We start from the raw sequence: 25,320 nt of genomic DNA, 5'->3' as shown, positions 1-25,320 counted from the left end.
ATATATGGATATAAAAGCAACCGCATGCAAGCTGTACTAGCGTATCGTTCACAAGGTTGATACTGTCACGCTTTTAAATTGCAGCGACCATATCATAAAAGAAAACGATCATTGTAAAAGAGCGCGATAATTATAATAGAGAGCAGTAGAAAGGCTAGACCACCCTCTAATTAATCGTAAATCGCCTTCAATGTCAACTGCTAAGCACAGGTGCTAGGAAAAAATTCATAAATTCCAACCCAATGGTACGATTTCGGGTATAAATGGCATTGGTAATCGGCAAAAGAACACTTGTATAAACGAAAAACCACAGCATAAGCTGTGGTTTTATCATCGATATGCAGATGCGTTTCGAGCCGTTCTTATTAAAAGCTATGATCGCCTGACAATGCTAAGTCTAGTGAGCTCGTGGCAAAGTTATGCTCTGGCTGATTTAGAATGTCGCGGGTGATTTTGCCAGCAGCAATTTCACGTAGAGCCAGTACCGTAGGCTTGTCGTTATCGACTTCAACCAACGGCTCAGCGATACCTTTGGCCAACTGACGGGCGCGCTTACTTGCGACCAAAACCAGCTCAAAGCGATTATCAACATTATCCAAACAATCTTCAATCGTCACTCGTGCCATAAATAGCTACCTCGGTTGTTTTTATCAGTCACGGGCATGGCCCGCCACTCAATAAAAATAATATCAAAAATATAAAGGGGAATAGCTAGACATTGTAGCATTTTTTGCCTAGGTAGGTGGTTGCTTTTTATGTCTGCTGCTACTTATATCGAAGGCGGCGCGCACAATGCTCAGATAAGAGGGCAGATAGTGCGATTTTAGCCTTCACCTATTTTTCCGGTTACTCTTCTACTTTGGGATTGAGTAAGTTGGTAATGGTGCGATGATAACGCTGCTGTTGACGTTTTAAGGTCTGTCTATCGGCGACGATAATGGCCTTTAGCTCAGTCAAGGCGACTTCGAAATTGTCATTAATAATGACAAAATCAAAATTCACGTATTGCGCCATCTCTGTTACCGCGCCCGCTAGGCGTTGCTCTATGACTTCCAGGGTATCTTGCGCGCGAGTCGATAAGCGCTGGCGTAAAGTAGCAATACTTGGCGGCAGAATAAAAACCATCGTCGCATCGGTAAATATTTTTTTGACTTGTAGCGCCCCTTGCCAATCAATCTCCAAAATCACATCGACACCGGCGTCTAACTGCGCACGCACGCTTTGTTCTGAGGTGCCATAATAATTACCAAACACTTCGGCGTGTTCCAAAAATTTATTGTCACCGATAGCAGCCACAAATGTATCAACATCAGTAAAATGATAATGATGACCATCAATCTCACCGGGACGCGGGGCGCGAGTCGTGTGCGACACACTGACGGTCAAGTCATTGGTGGTGGCAAGTAGCTGCTTTACCAATGACGTTTTGCCCGTACCGGAGGCGGCAGTAATAATAAATAATGAACCTGTCATACAATGTTTCCTAATGGAGTGCGTCCTGATGGAGTACGTCTTAGTAAAGTGTGTGTTAGTAAACCGCCAAAGCGTCAAAGGCTGGTAAAAATATAAAATGCCATCATGTAAGGTTAGAGAAACCGTAACCGCTGTATAATTATAAACTGCTTTTGGTACTTTTATTTTTTAAAGACCAACCGTTATTTTTTAAAGATCAACTGTGTCTATTACGACTGCGACGGTGGTATTTTAAAAGGCAATAAAAGCAAATTATGCTAAAGTAGGGTATTGAATGCATCCCAACTTTTGAACGTTAAACTTTTGACGTTAAGCTATAAATACAAATTATCTAATGATAGGCCATCTTATGCAAATTTATCTTGCCAATCCACGTGGATTTTGTGCTGGTGTTGATCGTGCGATTGCGATTGTCAACGAAGCGTTGATACGCTTTGAGCCCCCTATTTATGTCCGTCATGAAGTCGTCCATAATAAATTTGTGGTCTCGGATTTGGCCAATCGCGGTGCCGTATTTGTCGAAGAGCTACATGAAGTGCCGGATGGAGCCATTGTCATTTTCTCGGCGCATGGGGTCTCAAAAGCGGTCGAAGATGAGGCGACGCGTCGTGACCTGACCGTCTTTGATGCCACTTGCCCGCTCGTTACCAAAGTACATATCGAAGTCGCTAAATTTGCCCAAGATGGCATGGATGCGGTATTGATCGGCCATGCAGGTCATCCTGAAGTAGAAGGCACGATGGGACGCTTTAATCGTCGCCATGGTGGGGAGATTCATCTGGTCGAAAATGAAGCCGATGTCGCAAAGCTAACTGTGCAGGATGGCGAGCGTTTGGCATTCGTGACCCAAACGACCTTATCGATGGATGATACAGCTCGCGTCATCGATGCCTTGCGTGACAAGTTCCCTAGTATCGAAGGGCCGCGTAAAGACGATATCTGTTACGCCACCCAAAACCGCCAAGATGCGGTCAAAGACTTGGCCAGTCGCTGCGAGATAGTATTGGTGGTCGGTTCACCAAACTCATCGAACTCCAATCGCTTGCGTGAATTGGCAGAGCGGATGAACTGCCGTGCTTACTTGATAGACAATGCTAGCGAAATGGATAACAGCTGGTTCGACGGTATCGACAGTGTGGGTGTCACCGCAGGGGCTTCAGCGCCAGAAGTATTGATTCAAGAAGTGTTGCAGCAGCTACAGGATTGGGGTGGTGATTTACCGAGTGAGCTATCAGGGATCGAAGAAAACGTTACTTTCAGCTTGCCCAAAGCGTTACGTATTCCGGTCACACAAGTGGGTAAATAACATGAAAAAACAGAAAAATAAATTCGTACTGGCAGAAGCCTCTGTTGAAGACATTAATAAGCAATTGAAAATCAACATGCTGGTCATTGTCGTACTGATATCGATGTTGGTTCTCAACACCGCGCAATTTATGAAGGATTATAGTCTGTTATATGCTGTTCTCATTGCCATCATGGCTTTTTTCCTCTTTATAATGGCTAAGAGTCGCACGCTGCTTACTATGAGAAAGCAAGCGCTTACTAAATAAACAGTAAAGGTAAGCGCAGTCTAAAAATTACCAGCGGCTGTTTAACACGCTCTGGTAAAGCGTATTTTTTATATAACCATCACCACTTCTCACGGCAGTCAAAAGCGCTGGATGAATGAGAGGGATTCGATTGAAAATCAAGGATATCCATGTCAGCTTATTACAACTTTATTAAACGCGAGCAGCAAGACGATGGTGTGGTAGTCGCCTATTACCAACCAACGAAGAACGTCCAAGGTGCTTGGAATGAGCATGAGCAACATATGGCACCAGCCACAGGAATACTGACCGCTGAGCTCAGTAAATATGCCCCGCAAGCAAATACGCGTATTGCTCGTATTAGCCTTGACATCTTGGGACTGATACCCTTTGATGACTTTACCATTACCACTCGTTGTATTCGTCCGGGTAAAACTATTGAGCTGGTTGAGGCGGTCATGAGTAGTGGCGGTCGTGATGCAATTATTGCACGTGCATGGCGATTAATGACGCAAGATACCAGCGAGATTGCAGGGCTAGAGGACAAAAAAGCGCAGTATCAACCTGAAGCGTTAGCGGACTGGGATGGGATGAAAGGTTGGCCGGGTGGTTTTATTGAAACAGTGCGCTTAGTCACTGATGCCGATCGCCGTGCTGGTCGTGGTATGGTCTGGATCACCAATGATGTTGAAATGGTAGCAGGTGAGCCAACAGATGATTTGGTGCATTTATTGGGTATGGTCGACACTGCGAATGGTGTAGTACCACGGCTTGGCCTTGGCCTCACAACGTTGGAATGGATGTTTCCCAATACAGATTTGCAGATTCATATGCATCGCTCACCGCAGGGTCGTTGGCTTGGCATTGAAGCTGTACAACAGTATGGCGCTGACGGAATAGGGCTTACCAGTGCCGTATTACACGATATACATGGGCCTTTTGGTCGTAGCGAGCAGATTTTGACAATTCGTCCCATGCCGCGTTAATTGCTAAGCAGTATGTAAATAACTAGGGCGTGTCCTCAATTCAAGCGATTGTATCTAAGTGGGCTAAATCTTGCCGAACATCGTCAAATAGCTGATTAATATCTCGATATTATTTGCGCTATTTTCCTCATTTGACTGCAATTTATCTCATTTTTATGACCATTTGTAAAATGAGGACACGCCCTAGCTTTTAATCAAAGTTACCCAAAGAAGTAAAGCAATTTAAATCGGTCAAAACAAGCCAGATTGTTCTGAAAAACAAAACCAAAGCATGTAATTAATTAATTATACAAATAAATGGTAATCGGTTGTAATAGCATTCAATAACAGAATCTGACCACCAATTAGACATTACCTATGAAAAAAACAATCCGTTTTTCGAACACGCTGACAACTATTCTGGAACTGTTGCTTGAGGCTTATTCAGAATAGATTTTGTACTTTAATGCATTTAACTTTCAAAGGAGTATCACTATGAGCAATGACATGAGCGCTAAAAAATGTCCTTACGCACCGACCCAATTGACCATGGGCAATGGCGCACCAGTTGCTGACAACCAAAACAGTCTTACCGCCGGCAAGCGTGGACCACTATTGGCACAAGATATTTGGCTAAATGAAAAATTGGGTAACTTTGTCCGTGAAGTGATTCCAGAGCGCCGTATGCATGCCAAAGGCTCCGGCGCATTTGGGACCTTTACCGTCACTAATGACATTACCAAATATACCCGCGCTGATATTTTTAGCGAAGTCGGTAAGCAAACGGAGATGTTTGCGCGCTTTAGTACGGTGGCAGGCGAGCGCGGTGCGGCTGATGCCGAGCGTGATATTCGCGGATTTGCGTTGAAGTTCTATACCGAAGAGGGCAACTGGGACATGGTCGGCAACAATACGCCAGTGTTCTTTTTACGTGATCCACGTAAATTCCCAGACTTAAATAAAGCCGTTAAACGCGACCCACGTACCAATATGCGTTCGGCGACCAATAACTGGGATTTTTGGACTTTACTGCCAGAGGCATTTCATCAGGTTACTATCGTGATGAGTGATCGCGGTCTGCCCGCATCGTATCGACACATGCATGGTTTTGGCTCGCATACCTACAGCTTTTGGAATACAGCCAATGAGCGTTTTTGGGTAAAATTCCATTTCCGCACGCAACAAGGCATTAAAAACTTGACCGATGCAGAAGCGGCGGATGTCGTTGGTATGAATCGTGAAAGTCATCAAAAAGATCTGTACGATGCCATCGAAAATGGCGACTTCCCGAAGTGGAAAATGTATGTGCAAATCATGCCAGAAGCTGAGGCTGACACTGTCCCTTATCACCCGTTTGATTTGACCAAGGTCTGGCCAAAAGGCGACTATCCGCTGATCGAAGTGGGCGAGTTTGAATTAAACAAAAACTCTGACAACTACTTTGTCGATGTGGAGCAAGCCGCATTTGCGCCAAGTAACCTAGTACCAGGTATTAGCGTCTCACCAGATAAAATGCTACAAAATCGTTTGATTAACTACGCTGATGCACAGCGTTATCGTGTTGGGGTCAATCATCAGCAGATTCCGGTGAATAAGCCACGTTGCCCTGTGATGAGTAATCATCGTGATGGTCAAGGACGCGTCGATGATAACTACGGCAGTCGTCCGCACTATGAGCCAAACAGCTTTAGCCAGTGGCAAGAGCAGCCTGACTATGCTGAGCCACCATTAAAGATTGATGGCGATGCCGCGCATTATGATTTCCGCGAAGACGACAGCGATTATTTCAGCCAACCTAGAGCGCTGTTTAATTTGATGAGCGCTGAGCAGCAACAAGTACTGTTTGAAAATACTGCTGGCAACCTATCAGGTGTGCCTGACTTTATTCAGTATCGCCATATTCGCAACTGTAATTGGTGTGACCCCGCTTATGGTGAAGGCGTGGCCAAGGCATTAGGCCTAACGGTTGAAGACGCAATGGCAGCGCGCGCGACTGATCCCGCCCGTGATTTACCTAGTTGCTTATAATTATTCAGACGGTTATTAATGATTTAGGCAGTTATCAACCTTGATATTCTAAGTATTATGCCAATAGATTGCTGATACAAAAACACCGCTTTAGGAAACTAGGGCGGTGTTTTTGTTGAATTGAACTTTTTAGCTTGAAATTTTCCGCTGCGCCCCTATTAGTATAAACAGCTTAGCGGTATCCAAATCGTGCTTTTCTCATATCCATTTGAGCAAAAATGGTTTGACTGCTGCTGTTTTACAATAAGTTTTTGACATAAATTAAAGGAGTTTTTTATGAGTGAACAGACCCAAGCGGCTAATAAAAATGCTGATGACATCAACGTTAATAAAAGCAGCCCTGAACTAAAAAAACATACTTTTGAAGCAGAAGTGGCGCAGTTGCTACATTTAGTGACGCATTCTCTGTATTCTAATGCCGATATTTTTGTCCGTGAGTTGGTCTCAAACGCTTCCGATGCTTGCGATAAGCTGCGCTTTGAAGCCACCAATGATGACAGTTTGTACGAAGACGATGGCGAGCTACGTATTCGCATTGCTGTTGATGAAGACGCCAAAACCATTACCTTTACTGATAATGGTATCGGTATGAATGAAGCGGATGCCATCGAAAACTTAGGAACGATTGCCAAATCAGGTACCAAAGCATTCTTAGACAAGCTGTCTGAATCGCAAAAGCAAGAAGGTCAATTGATTGGTCAATTTGGCGTTGGTTTCTATTCAGGCTTTATCGTGGCAGATACGATTAGCGTAGAATCACGTAAAGCAGGCGAGCCTACTGATCAAGGCGTACGCTGGGTATCAGATGGTACGGGCAGCTTTACCGTTGAGCCGATCAATAAAGCGACGCGCGGCACTGCCATTACTTTGCATTTAAAAGAGCAATATAGTGAGGGCGAAGACAATTATCTAGATCGCGGTAAAATCAAGCGTTTGGTGAATAAATACTCAGACCACATCAGCTTGCCGATTCAAATGCGTAAAGAAGTTTGGCAAGAAGATGTAAAAGAAGAAGGCGACGCTGATGAACAAGCCTCTGCTGGCGGCGAGATGGTGTTGACTGACGAATGGGAAACCATTAATAAGGCCAGCGCGCTGTGGACACGCTCAAGCTCTGAGATTGAAGATGATGAGTACGTCGATTTTTATAAAAACATCTCTTATGATATGGATGCGCCACTAGCATGGACGCATAATCGTGTCGAAGGCCGCGTGCAGTATACGCAGCTATTATATATCCCAAAAAAAGCGCCGGTAGATTTATACACGCGCGAGCAGCAACATGGGCTTAAGCTGTACGTCAAACGCGTCTTTATCATGGACGAGGCAGAGCAGCTGTTACCGATGTATCTGCGCTTTGTCAAAGGGGTGATTGATTCAGCTGACTTGCCATTGAACGTCAGCCGCGAGCTATTGCAAGAATCGCGTGATGTGAAGTCTATCCGTGATGGTAATGCGCGTCGTATTTTGACCTTGCTAGCTAGCCTCGCTAATAGCGAAGACAGTGATAAGCAAGAGAAGTTCGCGCAGTTCTACGCTGAGTTTGGTGATGTCATCAAAGAAGGACTGGGCGAAGATATGGGCAATCAGGAACGCATTGCCAAATTGCTACGTTATGCGACCAGCACCCAAGATAGTGTGACCACCAGCTTTGAAGACTATAAAGCGCGTATGAAAGATGGGCAAAAGGCCATCTATTATATAACGGCTGACAACTTGGCGGCGGCAAAGAACAGCCCACAACTTGAGCTATTTAAGAAAAAAGGCATCGAAGTTATCTTGATGACCAGCCGTGTCGATGAATGGGCGATGAACTTCTTGACCTCATTTGATGAGACCCCGCTACAAAACATCGCCAAAGGTGCGGTTGATTTGGGCGACTTGCAGGACGAAGCTGAAAAGGCTGAAGCTGAGAAAGCGCAAGAGACCATGAAGCCTGTGGTTGATAAGCTAAAAGCAGCATTAGGCGAGCGTGCTAAAGACGTGAAAGTGTCTACACGCTTGGTCGATAGCCCAGCCTGCCTAGTCGTTGGTGAAGGTGAGTTGTCACCGCAAATGATTCAAATGCTCCAGCAAATGGGTCAAGATGTCCCAGCGAGTAAGCCGACGCTCGAGGTCAACCCTGATCATCCATTGATTAAAAAGTTAGAGAGTAGCGAGCAGTCTGACATCGATTTTGACAAGCTGGCGCAAGTGATTTTTGACCAAGCATTGTTAGCAGATGGCGGTCAATTAGACGACCCCGCTGCTTATCTAAAACGCGTCAATGAGCTATTGATGAGATAATGTTTATGGTTTGGTAGAATGCTTTGATATAAAAGGAGATCTTGTATTCAAGGTCTCCTTTTTTTATGCTATTTCTGCCTTGATTTAAGCGATTTTTTACAAATCAGCCTTATCCTCTTAACCGACAATCCGTTACAATCGCGATAGATTAGCAAGCTAGACTATTGAGTATAGAACATTGATTCTAGACCATTGGTTTACGCTATTCGCTTCTTATAATTATTCTATAGTGAGTCAAATATAAAATAGATTTGTGTCAGCCGCGTAAAAATGCAATTGAATACTATGAAACGGCTGCTGCATCAAAAATTTATTATTGGCTCGCTTTATTTCTTTCGACTGGCTAGAGGTCTAAGTCTTTGTCACTTGCGTCGCTAAAAACCGTATCGCTTCAGCGCTTTTCACTTAATTTCGCTGCCAATATTATTGCAACCTTATGGATGCTGGTGGGGTCAACACGGGCGTTTTCTTGGGTTAAGCCCACCTTTATTCAGTTTGCGGTATTCGCGCTATTGGCACTTGGTAGTAACGTGCTTTTTTCGTGGCTGGCTGCCGAAAGTGGCAGTATTTTTAATGAGCAAGGGTTGGTCAGTTATTTAATCTGGCCGATGATTATCTTATTGAGTGGTATCATTTTGGCTAGGCGCGCGGGCAATCAAGCGCTGGTTTTTGTGCCGGTGGTGCTATGGTTGGTTGCTGACACCTTGTCGGCATTGTTACAAAGTCTGGTGCAGTTTTTTGGCAGTTATGGTTGGCTGCCGGACTGGAGTTATTCATTTTTACCCATTCTGTTTTTAGTGCTGTTCTTATGGCAGACGCTTGCCTTATTGTGGATTTTTTCTCGTCGCCTGCGCACACCATGGTGGGAGCGTATTATTGTGCTGGTAGGCGCAGTGGCACTGTTGACGATTTGGCAGCGCAATGTCGCTGATCAGCCCATATTTAAGCAAATTCCCGTAGAGCCTGTGTTAGCAGAAGCCGCATTGTACGAGCAACCAAGGCTGTTACAACAAGCGCTGGACGGTATTGATCCAAGTGTCGATGGCAAAACCGACTGGTATTTTATGGGTGTGGCGGGCTTTTCTGATCAGAACGTTTTTCGCTCGGAGATTAATAAAGTACGTGAGCTGTTCGATGTGCGCTTTGGTACCAGCGGTCATTCGCTTGCCCTTATTAACAATATGTATAGTTGGCTCGATGAACCGATTGCGACCAAGACCAGTATCCTACGCGGCTTAAAAAGAATTGGTCAGCAGATGAATGCCGATGAAGACGTGTTATTTCTCACGCTATCCTCACATGGTAACGAGGATATCGTTCAGTTAGCGAATCCGCCAATCGCGATGGATAATCTAGATGCTGCATGGCTTCGTGAAGCACTGGACGCCTCAGGTATTCGCTGGCGTGTGATTGTGGTATCTTCTTGTTATTCGGGATCATTCATCGATGAACTAGCGTCTCCGACCACAGTGGTGATAACGGCATCAGCCGCTGATAAGGCATCGTTTGGTTGTACCAATACGGCTGAGATGACGTATTTTGGTCAAGCCTTCTTTGCTGAAAGCTTGAGAGGAAACACCAGTTTTGAGTCGGCTTTTAAGGAGGCTCGTATACGTGTCAATGAGCGTGAGAGCGCAATGGGTTTTGAGCCATCAGAGCCGCAGATGGTGATTGGTAGCTTAATGGAAACCGCCTTGCCAGCATTTGAGCAAGTATTGTTTGATAAAACCCGTCTACCAATTGCCGGCATTACCAATAGTGCTGGCTCTACTGCCGTAAATATCGTACCTGATGCTGCTGCTTCAAATACAAGAGGAGAGGCTACCAATGATATTAATTAACTATTTAAGTGTTATATGACTGATTATCAATGCGCTTTTTGCCTTATAAAGCATTTTTCACAAGCCATTGTTTATTTTACCTTGGATAAAAAGGACGTTAATGATGAATAATACTTATAATAAAAGCTTGTCTGCTAATAGCCAGCTCACGCAACAGAGTGTGAACCGCTGCTTTGATGGCGAGCAACATTACTATAGTCATGAGTCGACAGCGACTAAGACACCGATGACGTTCAGTATTTATCTACCAGATGAGGCGCTGGCAGGGCGGTTATGTCCTGCGGTTTTATATCTATCGGGTTTGACCTGTAATGCCGATAACGTCACCCATAAAGCGCATTTTCAACAAAAATGTAGCGAGCTTGGCATGATATTTATCGCGCCAGATACCTCTCCTAGAACTAGTGAGGGCAGTGAAGTGCCGAACGATGAGCGCTATTTTGTTGGTCAGGGCGCGAGCTACTATGTGGATGCCACCCAGCAGCCTTGGTCAGACAACTTTAATATGCAAAGCTACATCGTCGATGAGCTATACGATTTGCTACGCTCAGAATTTCCTATTCATAGCGTTGGCATTACTGGACACTCGATGGGTGGTCATGGGGCATTACTTTTAGGTTTTAAATTCCCGAGCAAGTTTGTCAGCGTCTCCGCCTTATCGCCTGTCTGTGCTGCCAGTGAGTCAGCATGGGGGCAAGCCGCCTATACTGAGTATTTCGGTGAGGACCACTCACTATGGTCGCAAGCAGATGCATCGCAGATGATCGAAAAGGTCGGCCAGCAGTATGCCAGCATCTTGGTTGACCAAGGCGCTGCGGATAATTTCTTGGCAGAAGGTCAGTTGCAAACAGCCAAACTTCAAGACGCTTGTATAAAAGCCAAGCAGCCTTTAACATTGCGTTATCAGGCAGGTCATGACCATAGTTATTATTTTATTCAGAGTGTTATCAACGACCATATCGAACATCATTGGCGCATGGCACAACTTAGCTAAGCGTTTATATTGAACTCTTTTCAATAAGCCGCTCAACACGCGCTAATGTTTAAAAGGTAAAATTATGGCAAGTTATCAAGATTTAACAGCACAAAGCTTAGATTCTTCCTCAGCTGAATCAGCGCTGGCGACTATGCAAGCCGAAATGGATGCGGCGCTAAAAAAGAAGCAGCATAGCAACAGTGACCCAGTCTCTAAAGCTAACTTAAATGAGTTCATCGCGAAAAATATCAATGACGCTGGTGACAGAGTGCTTGATGAGACCCAAGTCTCACGAGTTATAGAGATGGCGTGGGAGGATAGAACCCCATTTGGGGCGATCGAGCACAGCTACGGCCTTAATGAAGCGGGGGTTATTAAGCTCATGCGCCAAACGCTAAAGCCGTCGTCTTTTCGGTTATGGCGTCAGCGTGTGAGTAATCGCGCTACCAAGCATCAAGCGAAACGTGAGTTTGCAGTTGGTCGCGCCTATTGTAAAACCCAATATAAACAGCGCTAGGGGTTTGAATCCTTAAGATTATTGCTTTAAAGGCTTAAGTTTTTTAAGTTAGTTCCTAGGGCGTGTCTTCATTTCAAAAATGATGGTAAAAATGAGATAAATTGCCGTCAAACAAGAAAAATAGCGCAGATAATATCGGGATATTAACCAGCTATTTGACGATGTTTGGCAAGATTTAGCCATTTTTAACTCATTTAGATGACTATCGAGTGAGTTGAAGACACGCCCTAGTATTTCTTTATTTCAACAAAATTAGGTAGCTCAATTATGATCAGTCCTTCTAAGCCATATCTTATCGCTCCTTCCATTTTATCTGCCGACTTTGCCAGACTGGGCGAAGAAGTTGAAAGAGTATTGGAGTCAGGTGCTGACGTCATTCATTTTGATGTGATGGACAATCATTATGTCCCCAATCTGACCTTTGGCAGTATGATCTGTAAAGCGCTGCGTGATTATGGTATCGATGCACCTATCGATGTTCATCTGATGGTATCGCCGGTGGATAGCATGATTGAGCAATTCTTAGAGGCAGGTGCCAGTGTTATCACTTTTCATCCAGAAGCCAGCGCGCACATTGATCGCTCTTTGCAGCTCATCAAAGATGGCGGCGCTGAATGTGGCTTGGTATTGAATCCAGCTACACCGCTGCATTATCTAGACTATGTCATGGATAAAGTGGATCAAATCTTACTGATGAGTGTCAACCCTGGTTATGGTGGTCAGTCGTTTATTGAAGGTACTCTGGACAAGGTACGCCAAGTCCGTCAACGTATCATCACCAGTGGTCGCCCAATTAGACTAGAAGTTGATGGTGGTATCAAAGCCAGTAATATCCGAGCCATCGCTGAAGCGGGCGCTGATATGTTCGTCGCTGGTTCTGCGATATTTAACCAAGAAGACTATAAAGCGGCTATCGATGCGATGCGTGCAGAGCTTGCCTTGGCAAATGGGGAGTAACGCCCCATATAGTAAGGTATATACTATTGAATATTAGAGTTACATACTACTGATAGCCGCTGTATGACTGACTATATCAAGCGACGCGTCAGCTAAAGGTGCCATATGAATATACAAAATGCAGAACATAAAAACCAAGATTTGCAACCACGCAGCTTAGTACCCAAAGGTATTACCATTGGCTTGGCTATATTTGCGCTTGTCTTAAGCTTGGCAGGCTATGGCTTTCGTCTCATGGTAGGTGATGATACTGGCGAAGTATTACGTCATGCTGCGGTCATCGTGCCTGCATTTATGCTGGGTATTCCGCTTTTGTTCTGGATAGGGTCACGCATATTTAACAAGGTTAAAGGCACACATATAGAAGGCTGGAATGCGATTAGCTTGGGCTATTTAACCTCTTGTATATCGATACTATGGTTGATGGGTACTTATAGTTAATTTTTTAGTCGCCAAGATGAGGTTGCTGAATAAATATAACCTTATGAATATAATGGGGCAATATTTTTTATAAGCGGTTTTTACACACTTTTTCATCATTAAGTCAGGCTTTTTAAGCATGACTGGAATTTTACATGCGAATCATACCGACCAAGATTGCCAACATTATCTATCCAAAAGACTTACCAAATGGCTTATTTACCAGCTTAATTATCGCCTGTTTACTGTTAGGGCTGGCATCACTGCGTCATGGTACAGATTTTCAAGGCTGGCTGAATGTCATCGAAAACTGGCTGCTTATGCTGTTGATATTTCCGACGGCTACCGCTACCGTTGCATTGCCGTTTAAATATCGAGATCCGACGCTCGAGTTAAAGCTCATGTATTACCTTGGCATGTTTGTGGCCTTCTTATTTACCATTGCAAAACTACGCTATTGGCGTTAACTGGTTTGCAGTGTCAGCAGACGAAAGTCGCATTTATATGTAAGACTTGCGTGACAGCCCTTGAATTCTAAGGTCAAAGCGTCCATTGTATGAGTAAGATAGTTTTACCCGCGTTACTGTAAAATGCTAGCTTTATTAAATGAATTATTAGGGTTTCTTTGCAGCGATAAACGGGTTAATAAGGATAACGTGAATGCCATACGACATTGATAATGAAATAGAAGTAGACAACGAAAGCACCGATCAATTTGCAGGATTTGCCAAAGAGACCACACTCGAGCTAGTAGAGGCGGATGATGGTCGATTGCTATTGCGTGACGCTGAACAAGATGAAGCGCCGCTGATGACCATTGATTTCTCTGAAAAACTCAAAGAGCTGCTTGGTAGTGATACGCAAGCAATCGGTCAGCACATGATTCATGCGGCGATTCAAGTTATCATGCAAAAGCAGATGAGCCAATGGCATGCGCATGTCTATGATAAAGAGCCAACGCACTACAGTTAATTCAATCTGCACAGCTGTTTCTGTATAGCTATTAATAATAGCGAGTAACTTAGTAATGAAAGTTAAGCATAGATAGCCAAAACATCAGCAATAAAAAAGGGTATATCAATTGATATACCCTTTTTTTTGTTCAAATAATAGCAATTATTTGATTTTAGCTTCTTTAAAGATCACATGCTGACGTACTTTTGGATCAAACTTTTTGATTTCCATTTTGCCAGGCATAGTGCGCTTGTTTTTGGTAGTGGTGTAGTAATACCCAGTACCAGCGGTTGATACTAACTTAATTTTATCTCTCATGATAGCTTTCCTGTAAATGAGGGGTCTTCAAACGATAGGTACGGATCTAAAAAATTAAGTGGCTACAATAAATGTAGCAGAATGGCAGCTTAAGTAACAAAGATAATCGATGTCCTTAAGCTACCAGTCGTCACTTATACTTTTTGACCTTGTGCGCGCATATCTGCTAACACTTTATCGATACCAAGTTTGTCAATGGTGCGCATACCTTTGGTAGACACACGTAGACGTACAAAACGATTTTCAGACTCTACCCAAAAACGATGGTTATGAAGGTTTGGTAGAAAGCGACGACGGGTTTTGTTGTTTGCGTGCGAAACATTATTACCCACCATAGGGCGCTTTCCAGTCACTTGGCAAACTCTAGACATGGCGAACTCCTAATCTATGAGGTATGAGGGATTCTCATACCAGTCTGGGCAAGTTGCACGTATTTGCGGCATGGACACAGCAAGCGGCAGCTTTGCACCAAACAAAACTATATGAAGGTTGAGCTGATATGACTGTCATCTAAAGGCAAATAACAGGCTTACCAATTCAGAAAATTTTAAAGCCGACATTTATACCATAAAAGTAATGAATACTCAAATATTTTTATGATAAATGTCTGCTTCAACGTGAGCTATTATACCTGAAATGAGCGGGCTATGTGATTGATTATTTAACGGTAAAGAGTAATTTTTAGTTGTAAGTTATAACAAAAGTCAGTAAAGTTGCTGTTATAAAATTAATACAATCTGTTAATACAACTGACCTTAATGTAAATCTATGTATCATTACCAATCTATTGTGATTCGGTGTAATGATAATTTACTTATTTGCTCGAATAAATTACTGCCGATGCGGAGTTCAAAACATGTCATATAGTTCACTACCTTTTACTTCTAAATTATTTCAGCTTACTTCTTTGACTTGCGCTCTGGCACTAGCAGGTTGCGGTGGCGGCGGTGATGGTGACACGGTCGACTCTATCGCACCTGAACCCGATTTGGGTGTTCAGCAGCCTGGTAATGGTGGCGGCAATGGCAATAACGGCGGTGGTGAACAGGTACCAGAGGTTGAGCCTGAGTTCTTTTTGCAAAGACTTAGTACAGCGCCTACTATTATCGAGCTGTCAAATGAGCAAACGAACTTCAGTGTTACTGTCAAAGCTGCTGAAGTAAGCTCTGGTGGCGCAATGGTTGGTAAAGCCGTGACCTTAAAAGTAGTCAATTCTGAAAATAATGGTATTACTATTGAAGGGCAGAGCACCCAGACTACTGATAGCGATGGTAATGCTGTGTATACGCTCAAGCTCAATCCGCAAGCTGTTGCTGATAAAGATGCGCTAGTAGCAGAAGGCTTCACCTTAGTAGCCACTGCCAAAAAAGCAGATGGTACTGCTATTGCACCGCAAGAGCTGAAAGTTTCAGTGAGCAAAAAAGGCAGTGGTGGTGGCACACAAGTTACCGAAAGTAAACTTGATATCACATCTGTGTTGAGCACTAGTTCAGTTTCTAACAATGCCCTAAACCCTTATGGTGATAATGCCCAATTGACCGTCATTGCTAAAAATAGCAATGGTGCCCGTGTTCAAGATGTAAAAGTTGGACTGGGTATTGATAGTATTAAAGGCATCTCTATCGTAGGTGGCAGTAGTAAAGTTACAAATGCGGATGGTATCGCAACGTTCAGCATTAAAATAGACGAAAATCTTTCGAAAGCTGAGCGCGATGCACTTCTTCAAGGTGAAGGTATTGCGTATGCTATTAGCATCCAAGAGCCAGATGGTGCTACCAAGCAAGAAACAGGCAATCTATCAATAGAGTTGCCAGTCTCAGATTATGTGCTAGATGTAAAAGGTAGCGATGTAGTGCTCAATGCCTATGGAGATGAGCAACCTCTGACCATCACAGCAACTACCAAAAACGCTAAAGTACCAACCTCTATCAATGGAGCAAAAGGTACAATCAAGCTTAATAACCCAATTACTGGGGTCAAGCTGAGTACAGAGGCCTTTGTCTTTGATGCGACTGGAAAGGTAGTTGTAAATCTCATCGTAGCACCTACGCTTACTGCAGATCAGCGTAAAGAGATTGTAGAGAAAGGCGTGAGTTATACTGTGGTTTTATCAGAGCCTAACCGCGCAGTAACGTCGGATACATATGGCAGTGAAGCATATATTCCTGAGTCTCAGTATCAAATAAAGTTTGCGACGAAAAACAAAGATAGAATCTCTAGTTTTGGTAGTGAGGCCATTATCAGCTTCCGTGTCAATGATAAAGATGGTGGCGCAATTGCCAATCAAAAAGTAACCGCCAGCTTACCTCAAGATCTAATCAAAACAGGGTTATTGAATTTAGACAGTGCCGCTACTCAAGTAACCGATAGTAAAGGCATGGTTAGTTATAATGTGAGTGTGCCAGCAAGTTTGACTGCTGCACAAAGAGCAAAACTAGAAGGTATCGGTGGCTTTATCTTAGCGGCTAAGGTTACTGAGACCTCAGGAGCCAGTAGCACTATCAACAGTGAGCGTATCCAAGTCACTGCTGCAAGTGAAACAATCCTAAATGTAAAAAACATCCCTAGTGCTGTTAATATATTAAAAAATCAATTCCAAATTCAAGTGGCAGGCAAACGTCCAGATGGTAGTGCGGCAGCTGGTAAAGAAGTGAAGTTGGCTATTAGCAATGTCACAGGCGTAAGTATTCAAGGTAGCCAGCAAACGACAGACGCCTCAGGTAATGTCACATTTACTGTTAATTTAAGCCAAGATCTGACAGAAACACAGCGCCAAGCTTTGGTGAAGTCTGGCATTCCTTATACGGTAACTCTGACTGATGATGATGGTGTGGCTACTAATAAGTATAAAGCGCCAGTTATCATTCCAGTGGCTGAATACAAGCTAAACTTTGGCAGTAGCAGTGTTAGTAAGCTGCTAAGTACAGGTGGTGTCACGACCCTAAGCTTCCGCGTTAATGATAAAAATGGTGGCGTAATAGCCAATCAGACCGTAACAGCAAGCTTACCGACCAGCTTGACTCAAAAGGGTTTGATAACACTTGAAAATGCCGCAAGCCAAGCAACTGATGCTCAAGGCAATGTAAGTTACACGGTTCGCATTCCTGCAGGGCTGTCTGTTACACAGAGAGCAGAGTTAGAAAAAGCTGGTGGGTTCGTGCTAAATACTCGTCTGGTTGAATCATCAGGTGCAAGTATCAATGTAAGTAGTAACCGTATCCCAGTGACTGCTGACCCTAGTAGAAGTAAAACTATCCTCACGGCAAAAACCACTCCTAGCGTCGTGAACGTTTTAAAAGACAAGTTTACGATTCAAGTATCTGCCAAGCGTCCAAATGGTAGTGCTGCTGCAGGTAAATCTGTAAAGCTTGCGATTAATAACGTCAAGGGCGTTAGTATCGAAGGTGGTGAACAAACCACTAACAGTGCTGGTAATGCGGTGTTCACCGTAAATATAGACCAAGCATTGACCTTAGAGCAACGTAAAGCGCTTGAAAAAACAGGCATTGCTTATACAGCCACATTGACTGATGACGATGGTGTTGCCACTGAAAACTACAGTGTGAAAGCATCTGTCCCTAACGCCGAGTACAAAATCAATTTTGGTAGCAGCAGCAATGCGCAATTATCAAGCTCAGGTGGCAGTACTGTCGTTAGCTTCCGAGTGAATGATAAAGACGGTGGCGTTATAGGCAATCAAAAAGTCACAGTGAGTCTCCCGAAGTCTTTAGTTGATGCTGGGCTATTGACCCTAGATAGCGCTACTACTCAGACAACGAATGACAAAGGTATCGTGAGCTATACCGTTCGTATCCCTACTGGATTATCGACTGCACAAAAATCAGCATTAGAAAAAGCCAGCGGATTTTCCTTGACGGCCAACCTGATTGAGGCATCTGGAGCCAGTACTAGTACCAATAGTGCGCCTATCAGCATAAGCGATAAAATCCAGAAAAGTTTGACGGTCTTAACCTCAGAGACCAATCCTAAGGTAGTGAACGTTTTAAAAGATCAATTTACGATTCGAGTATCGGGTAAGCGCAAAGATGGTAGCGCTGCAGCTGATAAAGTTGTCAAGCTAGAGCTTAATAAAGTAGCAGGCATTACAGTTAAAGATAACGAACAGAAGACTGATGCCTCAGGTAACGCGACATTCATCGTAAATGTAAGCCAAGACTTGACCCAAGCTCAACGTGAAGCATTGGTGAAGTCAGGTATTACTTATACAGCCAGTTTAACTGATAACGATGGTGTGGTTACCAGTGATTATAACGCCTCTGTCATTATTCCGGCGGCACAATATCAAATTAATTTTGGTGCCAGTGATAAAGTTCAGTTGTCAAGTTCAGGTGGTAGCGCCATCATTAGCTTCCGTGTAAATGACAAAAATGGTGGTGCTATTGAAGGTCAGAAGGTCACAGCAAGCCTACCTAGTAATTTAACTCAACAGGGGTTGTTGAGTATTGAAGGTAGCTCTGAGCAAGTAACTGATAGTAAAGGGATGGTGAGCTACACGGTTCGCGTTCCAGCAGGTTTGACTAAGTCACAGAGAGATGCGCTGGAAGCAAAACCAGACTTTAGGCTAACTGCTAAAGCAGTTGAAGCCTCAGGTGCGAGTAGTAGCATCAGCAGTTCAGCTATAAAAATCAGTTCAGAAGTAGCAAAAAGCGATATCAAACTAACCTCGACTAGCTCACCTAAAGTAGTGACTGTGACAGATAAGCAGTTTACTATTCAAATATCTGCTAAACGTCCTAATGGTAATGTCGCAGTCGGGAAAAAAGTAAAGCTTGAAATCAGTGATGTGGCAGGAGTCAGCATTCAAGGGAATGAATTAACAACAAACGAAGCTGGTAATGCGGTATTTACCGTCAACCTTAGTCAAGACCTAACAGCAACACAACGTACAGCTCTAATCGAATCAGGTATTAAATATAATGCCACTTTAACAGATGATGATGGAACAGTAGCAAAAATTGAAAATGCAGTTATTAAGGTAGCACAACCAGCAACGAGCTTAGAGTTTGCCTCTATTCTCACGCCTTCTGTTAGTGAACTTGGCGGTAAGGGTACTATCAGTATCAAGCTATTGACCAAAGGAAACCAAACACCAGTTAAAGGGCAAGCAGTTGCTATCCAATTGGGTAAAGCAGCGCTCGATTACGGCGTTACTGTCAATGCAGAGTCAGCGACTACTGACTTTAGTGGTGAGACGACATTTATAGTGACTATCCCAGAAGGGTTGACAGCAAAAGAGCGTTCTGAGCTTAAGCGTACAGGTATTAATTATCAGCTGTCGTATGTCGAAAAAGGCGAAACTTATACCTCTGCTATAACAAAAGTAGATATTCTAACTCCAACTGTTGATTTGACAGTACTAAATCCGCCGAACCTTATTAATAACCGTCCTTTTTATACATTGAACGGCGAAGGTGATACGGTGACTGTTAATGCGGCATTAAGTACTCGAAACACTAACCTTAGTATCAGCGATCAGCCTATTAAATTAGATTTTGCTAACAAAGAACTAGCAGCATTATTAATTGTAAATGGTAAGTCAGGATCATTTGCCAATATTGTTCCTACGGACCCTAACGGGGCGGCAAGCTTTACAGTTACTGTGCCAAGCTTAACAGCAGAGCAACAAGCGGCACTCTTAGATCAAAAGCTAACAGCTATCTTGACTGAGACGTTGACAGGTAAAAAACAAGAGATTCAGTTTAATATACAGTCAACCAAAGCGGCTATTGATTTGATAGCTATCACACCAAAAGCACTAAATCTAAACGGTGGTGAGACTCAAGTTGAAGTAATAACCAAAGACAGCAAAGACAATGTCATTGCAAATAAACAAGTTTACTTGGCGCTCCCTGCTTCGGTTGCGGCTCAAGGGGTTAGCTTGGTAACTAGTGGTACACAAACCACAAATGACTCAGGTAAAGCAAGCTTTACGCTTGCTGTGCCAGCTGGTCTTACTGATGCGCAAAAAACGGCCATCGGTGGTAGCTTTGCAGTTGTATTCTCAGCAACTGATGAGAATAACAATATTGCCACGAAAACCAGTACTGTTAAGACAGTTACTCCCGATCTAAGAGGTACACAAGAAAGTTTAACGATAGGCGCAAACAAAGTCGTCAATACCAAAGGTGATACCTTCAAGGTATTCGTTAGTTTAGGAAACAAAGATGGCGCTATTGCTAATCGTGAAGTGCGTTTAAATGTGGAAGATTCTATACAAACAGGCGTGACTATTAGTAATAATATTGCTACAACTAATGGTGACGGTGTAGCAACCTTTGATCTCACGCTTATAGACGGCGCTAACGTTAACCAAGCAACTCTAGAAGCGGGTATCAAGCTAACGGCCACCACCACCACGGCTGAAAACATTGATTTGATACAGAACTATATCGTAGCAGTAGATACTGCTACGATTGATAGTTATCAGCTCATAGCGTCCTCTGATAAGTCTACTTTAAACACTGGGGGTGATCAGACCAATGCTACCTTCCGTGTGACCGACAGCAAAGGCGGTATCTTGGCAGGAGTACCTGTACAGTTAAGTATTGAAGACTTAGAGGCCAGTGGTGCGGCGTTAACCACACCAAGTATGGTAACCACTGATGCTAATGGTCAGATCGATGTCGGCGTCATCCTAGCAGCCAACTCTATCAACTCGCGTCTCAATCATAGTGTTGTTATTAACGCCAAAATCGTCACGCCACAATACGATGCAGATGGCAAGGTCAGTATGCAAGTGCGTGAAGAAAACTCACTAAGCTTGTCAGCTAACGGTACGGAAATTACTATTGCAGCTACAGAAGCCAATCTGAAAGATGATGCTTCTACTACTATCACGACCACATTGGTGGATGGTGCAGGACGTGCTATTACCAATGCTAGTATGGAACTAGTAGGCGAAGACGGTGATATTATTGCCACCAGTGCTACTGCGACTACCGATGCAGATGGTAATGCCAGTTTTAATGTCCGTGAAAGCGATTTATTCTTTGATAATAATGGTAACTTACGTGTATTTGCCCGCGCCTTGGGTGAAAATAGCATTAATACTCAGCGTAGTCTAAATAGTATTGAGCTAATCAAAGTCTCACAGGCAGGTATTAGCTTTATAGACATCCAAGACGTTTATGATGTCAATATAGCGCAGACAATCAATGTTCAGATACGTCGTGATACAGCTGCTCAAGCAGCAGAACTAATCGGTAAGCAAGTTGAAGTACAAACGACTATTGGTACGTTTTCTGATAGCAATGATGTTATCGTCACAAAACCCATTACCGCTGCTAATATAAATGGCAATATCATTACGATACCGGTTACCTTAACATCAGAACTTGCTGGTATTACCGCACTACAGGCGACTGTATTAGGTGAAACACTACCAAACGGTGAGCCGCGCTATCGTGCGACAGTGGACGCACGTTTCCGTGCTACCACCCCTACTAAGATGCTATTCCAAGCGGTTAAATCAGTTATCACTCCAGGTACGAGTACCGAAGTTGTTGCTACAGTCAAAGATAAAAACGATGTACCAGTCGAAGGTCAAACGGTTGTATTTAGCCGTGCGTCAGACTCGTCAGCAGGACGCTTGTCTGCGGCAACGGCTATTACTGATAGTAAAGGTGAGGCGCGAGTTGTCTATCAAGCCAATGCTAGCTCACCTATAGGCGGTGTAGAAATTAATGCGCGCTTATTACAAGATAATGCGAATATTGGTACTAAGACTACTAATATTACGGTATCAAAAGAGGCAGTTTATACTACTCTAGCGTTTAGTAATAAGCTTTCTTCTGATAATATTTATTACACCGTACAAGGCTCTATCTCAGTCATGGATGGCTCAGGACGTGCGGTCGCAAATAAAGAAGTATCAATTAAATCTTATGCCACTCAATATGCACAAGGCAAAGTTTGCCTACTAGATAGTACTGTGACCTTCCAAGGAAGAGAGACGACTGATAACAACGGTGTTATAACTACACCGGATCCTTTAGTTAAGGAAGATAAAGAATTAATTCAATTTGAGTCAGACTGGATTAATAGCGAAGATGATCCAAATTATAACTTTACGTTTGATAAAGATCCAAACTACAATTACACCTTAGATAACAACCAAGATATTAATGGCAACGGTATACTTGATACTATCAATCCTGTAGCTATTATTGGTGGTACGGTATCAGATGATGGTTATACCTTTATTACTAACGAAGAAGGTCGCGCTGACTTTAGTATTCGCTATCCAATGCGCTACTCGAACTGGGTCAAAGTACGTTTTGATGCCACGACGTTCTTAAATGGTAGTGAAAATAAGCAAAGTATTCATTACAGACTTCCATTTGCAGAGAGTGATAAATCTATTAATGGCTCAAATGTCGAGTCGCCATGGATTGGCGCTACTAGTCCATTTGGTGATGGTGGTGTAGAGTGTGTAAGTAGTATGAATATTGAAGTAGATGAAATTAGAAGTTATACAGCAGTTAATTTGTTATCTAGTTCGAAAAAGAGTCAAAACTATACGATTTCTATTGGTAGAGAAAGCTTGCCAGATAATGGTAGAAACCACCCATTCTATTCAGTTGACTTTAATCAAGCCTTTGGTTTAGGTTCTATTGTTAATGTCAGTAACGATGGTATTAAATTTCACAAAACCATTTCAGTTGACTAATTTCAAGCATAATCTTAAATAATAAAAAAGCCCTCAATCAATTTGAGGGCTTTTTGCATTCATAATCTCAATAACCAAAAACAACCAACTCAGTCAGCAAAATATCGTAAAAGCGATTAAAATAGCTGTCTTCTTATATTGATAATAGACTCTACAATCAGTAGCAAATTTTGATTTAATTTTTTAGATTGGGCGCACTATGTTAAGTAATACCACATCAGACACTACAAAAACGGCTTCATCTTCTAAAACCCCTGCCGCTAATCTTGCTATTGATACCGCGACACTATTGATTAAATGCCGTGATCAAGCGGGCATTGTGCAAGCCGTATCCGAGTTTATCCATCGTTATGGCGGCAATATTATTACGCTCGATCAGTATTCAACGGCTCATGAAGGTGGGCAGTACTTTATGCGTTTGGAGTTTGCGTTAGCAGGCTTGAGCGAGATTATGGATAACTTTGAAGCCAGCTTCGGTCATACGGTGGCCAAGCGTCACAATATGGCGTGGCGCTTGCATAACAATGCGATTAAAACCAAGGTTGGTATTTTAGTATCAAAGTTTGATCATGCGTTGTTGGATTTATTGTGGCGGCATCAGCGTGGATTGCTTGATTGTGAGATTACTTCGGTCATCAGTAATCATGAAGACTTACGCCAAGCGGTAGAAAACTTTGGCATTGATTTTCATTATGTGCCAGTGACCAAGGACAATAAGGCAGAGGCGGAAGAGCAGATTCACGAATTGATGGCAGGCAATGACTTGCTAGTATTAGCGCGCTATATGCAGATACTGTCCTCTGATTTTGTCAAGCGTTGGCCGATGCAAGTTATCAATATTCATCATTCGTTCTTGCCAGCCTTCGTCGGGGCTGATCCGTATCGTCAAGCTTATGACAAAGGCGTCAAGCTTATCGGCGCGACCGCGCATTATGTCACTGCTGAATTAGATCAAGGGCCTATCATTGAGCAAGACGTACACCGTGTGACCCATCGTCAAGGTGTGACAGAGTTGCGGGCTATTGGTCGTGATATCGAACGCAATGTGTTGGCACGTGCCGTTAACTGGCATGTGCAAAACCGCGTGATTGTGACTGGCAATAAAACAGTGGTTTTTAATTAGCTTTTGATTAGAGCATTTTTAAAGTGAAAGGTATGCATTGAATACAGAGCTAATAAAAAGCCGCCAATAGTATTAGATAATACTATTGGCGGCTCCGTTTTTAATCACATTACTACGGTAAATCTAAATTTATAACAGCATCTCTAACACAAACTTGCTACCGACGAAGCCAATGGCCAATAAGATAAAGGCATAAATAGTAATGTTGGCAGCACGTTTGCCACGCCATCCAGCGCGCCAATTACCGAACAGTAGCGCACCGAACAATAACCATGATAGCAAGCTAAACACCGTCTTATGCACGATATGCTGCGCCATCAGATCTTCTACGTAAATAAAGCCGATACCCAGCGCGATGCTAAGCAGGACAAAGCCGACCAACAGCATGTCGAATAACAGACTCTCCATACTTTGTAGTGAGGGCAGTTTATTGACCCAAAAGCGGTGGATGCTTTGATGCTTAAGCTCACGAATTTGCAGCCGCAAAAATAGCGCTTGCACCGCTGCCATCAGCAGCACACAATAGGCGGCCAGCGATAGCAATATATGTGCTTCAAGGCCAACGCTGATATCCGTAAGTGGTTGATAAGGCGCGCGGCCGACATAGCCGACTGTCAATCCTATCAGGGCAGTCGGTGCGGCCAAAATACCGAGGCTCAGAATAGGGCGATAGAGACAGAACAGTACATAAAAGAATAAGAAAAACAAACTGGTGAGGCTCAGCACATTAAACAGATTAAAATTTAGCCCGTATAAGGTCACGACGTAAGGGTAGAGTAGCGTCGCATGCGCGAGCATACCGACCAATAATAAGCCTAAGCTCACGCCTTTATGGATAGGTTTGTCCTGAATCAGCGCCCAACCGATGTGGAAGCTGACGATGATATAAGCCATACTAGCAAGTAAGAATGCAAAGTGCACAGGTAAAAAGCCTCATCTCATCATGAGCGTAAAATAGCCGCTCAATATAATGCTAAAGTGGTTGTGACAGAAGGATTAGAATAATCGTCCAATTTATCATAAAATGGCAGTCAATTGAGTATCATCTTATTTATTCCTCATAAATGCGTAACGATGGCAGGATAAATAAGACTTTGTATCGGTCACTGATAAGCTAACCAAGCAAGCATTTTGCAAAACGTCTATAAATTTTTAACCGTCTTAATGCTATAGTATTGATAATAGGCAGTTTTATTTGCCAGCATTGCACCCAAACTTAAGCATGCATCCTAATATTATTT

General features: G+C 43.2%; 19 protein-coding genes. 14 read left to right on the top strand and 5 right to left on the bottom strand.

Annotated elements, in window-relative coordinates; genetic code table 11:
* Positions 1-365: 365 nt before the first annotated feature.
* Positions 366-626, bottom strand: a complete 261-nt coding sequence (gene rpoZ / locus AAEY80_RS03200) for a DNA-directed RNA polymerase subunit omega (protein ID WP_025652441.1) — start codon at positions 624-626, stop codon at positions 366-368.
* A 220-nt stretch (positions 627-846) separates the two neighbouring features.
* On the bottom strand, positions 847-1,473 hold the full coding sequence (gmk, locus tag AAEY80_RS03195) for a guanylate kinase (protein WP_025652442.1): 627 nt from the start codon (positions 1,471-1,473) through the stop codon (positions 847-849).
* Positions 1,474-1,822: 349 nt separating this feature from the next.
* Between gmk and ispH the strand changes: the two genes are divergently transcribed.
* From ispH to AAEY80_RS03135, 12 genes are all read left to right on the top strand, one after another.
* Positions 1,823-2,779, top strand: a complete 957-nt coding sequence (gene ispH, locus AAEY80_RS03190; RefSeq protein WP_025652443.1) for a 4-hydroxy-3-methylbut-2-enyl diphosphate reductase — start codon at positions 1,823-1,825, stop codon at positions 2,777-2,779.
* 1 nt (position 2,780) lies between these two features.
* Positions 2,781-3,026, top strand: coding sequence for a hypothetical protein (locus AAEY80_RS03185; protein WP_025652444.1), 246 nt, complete (start codon positions 2,781-2,783; stop codon positions 3,024-3,026).
* Positions 3,027-3,175: 149 nt separating this feature from the next.
* A complete protein-coding gene (locus AAEY80_RS03180) occupies positions 3,176-3,991 on the top strand; it encodes a thioesterase family protein (protein ID WP_201575612.1) in 816 nt (271 codons plus the stop codon).
* A gap of 474 nt (positions 3,992-4,465) precedes the next feature.
* The gene (locus AAEY80_RS03175; protein WP_201575609.1) at positions 4,466-5,998 is read left to right on the top strand and encodes a catalase; all 1,533 of its coding nucleotides are present in this window, start codon (positions 4,466-4,468) and stop codon (positions 5,996-5,998) included.
* A 276-nt stretch (positions 5,999-6,274) separates the two neighbouring features.
* Positions 6,275-8,284 carry a molecular chaperone HtpG gene (gene htpG, locus AAEY80_RS03170; RefSeq protein WP_025652448.1) on the top strand — a complete coding sequence of 670 codons (2,010 nt, stop codon included), beginning with the start codon at positions 6,275-6,277 and terminating at the stop codon, positions 8,282-8,284.
* 359 nt (positions 8,285-8,643) lie between these two features.
* Positions 8,644-10,125, top strand: coding sequence for a C13 family peptidase (locus tag AAEY80_RS03165; RefSeq protein WP_350587883.1), 1,482 nt, complete (start codon positions 8,644-8,646; stop codon positions 10,123-10,125).
* A gap of 103 nt (positions 10,126-10,228) precedes the next feature.
* The gene (gene fghA / locus AAEY80_RS03160; protein WP_025652450.1) at positions 10,229-11,119 is read left to right on the top strand and encodes an S-formylglutathione hydrolase; all 891 of its coding nucleotides are present in this window, start codon (positions 10,229-10,231) and stop codon (positions 11,117-11,119) included.
* Between the two features lie 145 nt (positions 11,120-11,264).
* The gene (locus tag AAEY80_RS03155) at positions 11,265-11,618 is read left to right on the top strand and encodes a TIGR03643 family protein (RefSeq protein WP_198015446.1); all 354 of its coding nucleotides are present in this window, start codon (positions 11,265-11,267) and stop codon (positions 11,616-11,618) included.
* A gap of 267 nt (positions 11,619-11,885) precedes the next feature.
* The gene (rpe, locus tag AAEY80_RS03150) at positions 11,886-12,575 is read left to right on the top strand and encodes a ribulose-phosphate 3-epimerase (protein WP_025652452.1); all 690 of its coding nucleotides are present in this window, start codon (positions 11,886-11,888) and stop codon (positions 12,573-12,575) included.
* A gap of 105 nt (positions 12,576-12,680) precedes the next feature.
* Entirely contained in the window at positions 12,681-13,016 is a 336-nt protein-coding gene (locus AAEY80_RS03145; RefSeq protein ID WP_201575603.1) for a hypothetical protein, read from the top strand.
* 134 nt (positions 13,017-13,150) lie between these two features.
* Positions 13,151-13,462: a hypothetical protein gene (locus tag AAEY80_RS03140; protein WP_010201409.1), complete on the top strand. Its 312-nt coding sequence runs from the start codon at positions 13,151-13,153 to the stop codon at positions 13,460-13,462.
* A 193-nt stretch (positions 13,463-13,655) separates the two neighbouring features.
* Positions 13,656-13,967, top strand: coding sequence for a hypothetical protein (locus AAEY80_RS03135; RefSeq protein WP_010201404.1), 312 nt, complete (start codon positions 13,656-13,658; stop codon positions 13,965-13,967).
* Between the two features lie 144 nt (positions 13,968-14,111).
* Here AAEY80_RS03135 and rpmG read toward each other — a convergent pair whose 3' ends face one another.
* The gene (rpmG, locus tag AAEY80_RS03130; RefSeq protein WP_010201403.1) at positions 14,112-14,267 is read right to left on the bottom strand and encodes a 50S ribosomal protein L33; all 156 of its coding nucleotides are present in this window, start codon (positions 14,265-14,267) and stop codon (positions 14,112-14,114) included.
* A 134-nt stretch (positions 14,268-14,401) separates the two neighbouring features.
* The gene (rpmB, locus tag AAEY80_RS03125) at positions 14,402-14,638 is read right to left on the bottom strand and encodes a 50S ribosomal protein L28 (RefSeq protein WP_010201401.1); all 237 of its coding nucleotides are present in this window, start codon (positions 14,636-14,638) and stop codon (positions 14,402-14,404) included.
* A 485-nt stretch (positions 14,639-15,123) separates the two neighbouring features.
* Here rpmB and AAEY80_RS03120 point away from each other — a divergent pair, with 485 nt between their 5' ends.
* Positions 15,124-22,956, top strand: coding sequence for a beta strand repeat-containing protein (locus AAEY80_RS03120; protein ID WP_350587882.1), 7,833 nt, complete (start codon positions 15,124-15,126; stop codon positions 22,954-22,956).
* Between the two features lie 199 nt (positions 22,957-23,155).
* Positions 23,156-24,079 carry a formyltetrahydrofolate deformylase gene (purU, locus tag AAEY80_RS03115; protein ID WP_350587880.1) on the top strand — a complete coding sequence of 308 codons (924 nt, stop codon included), beginning with the start codon at positions 23,156-23,158 and terminating at the stop codon, positions 24,077-24,079.
* 129 nt (positions 24,080-24,208) lie between these two features.
* Here purU and AAEY80_RS03110 read toward each other — a convergent pair whose 3' ends face one another.
* Complete coding sequence (locus AAEY80_RS03110) at positions 24,209-24,973, bottom strand: cytochrome C assembly family protein (RefSeq protein ID WP_037025430.1); 765 nt, start codon at positions 24,971-24,973, stop codon at positions 24,209-24,211.
* Between the last annotated feature and the right edge of the window lie 347 nt (positions 24,974-25,320).

Source organism: Psychrobacter sp. 78a-MNA-CIBAN-0178, from assembly GCF_040309625.1.
Classification (GTDB): Bacteria; Pseudomonadota; Gammaproteobacteria; order Pseudomonadales; family Moraxellaceae; genus Psychrobacter; species Psychrobacter okhotskensis.
This window is presented reverse-complemented; position numbering and strand designations above follow the sequence as displayed.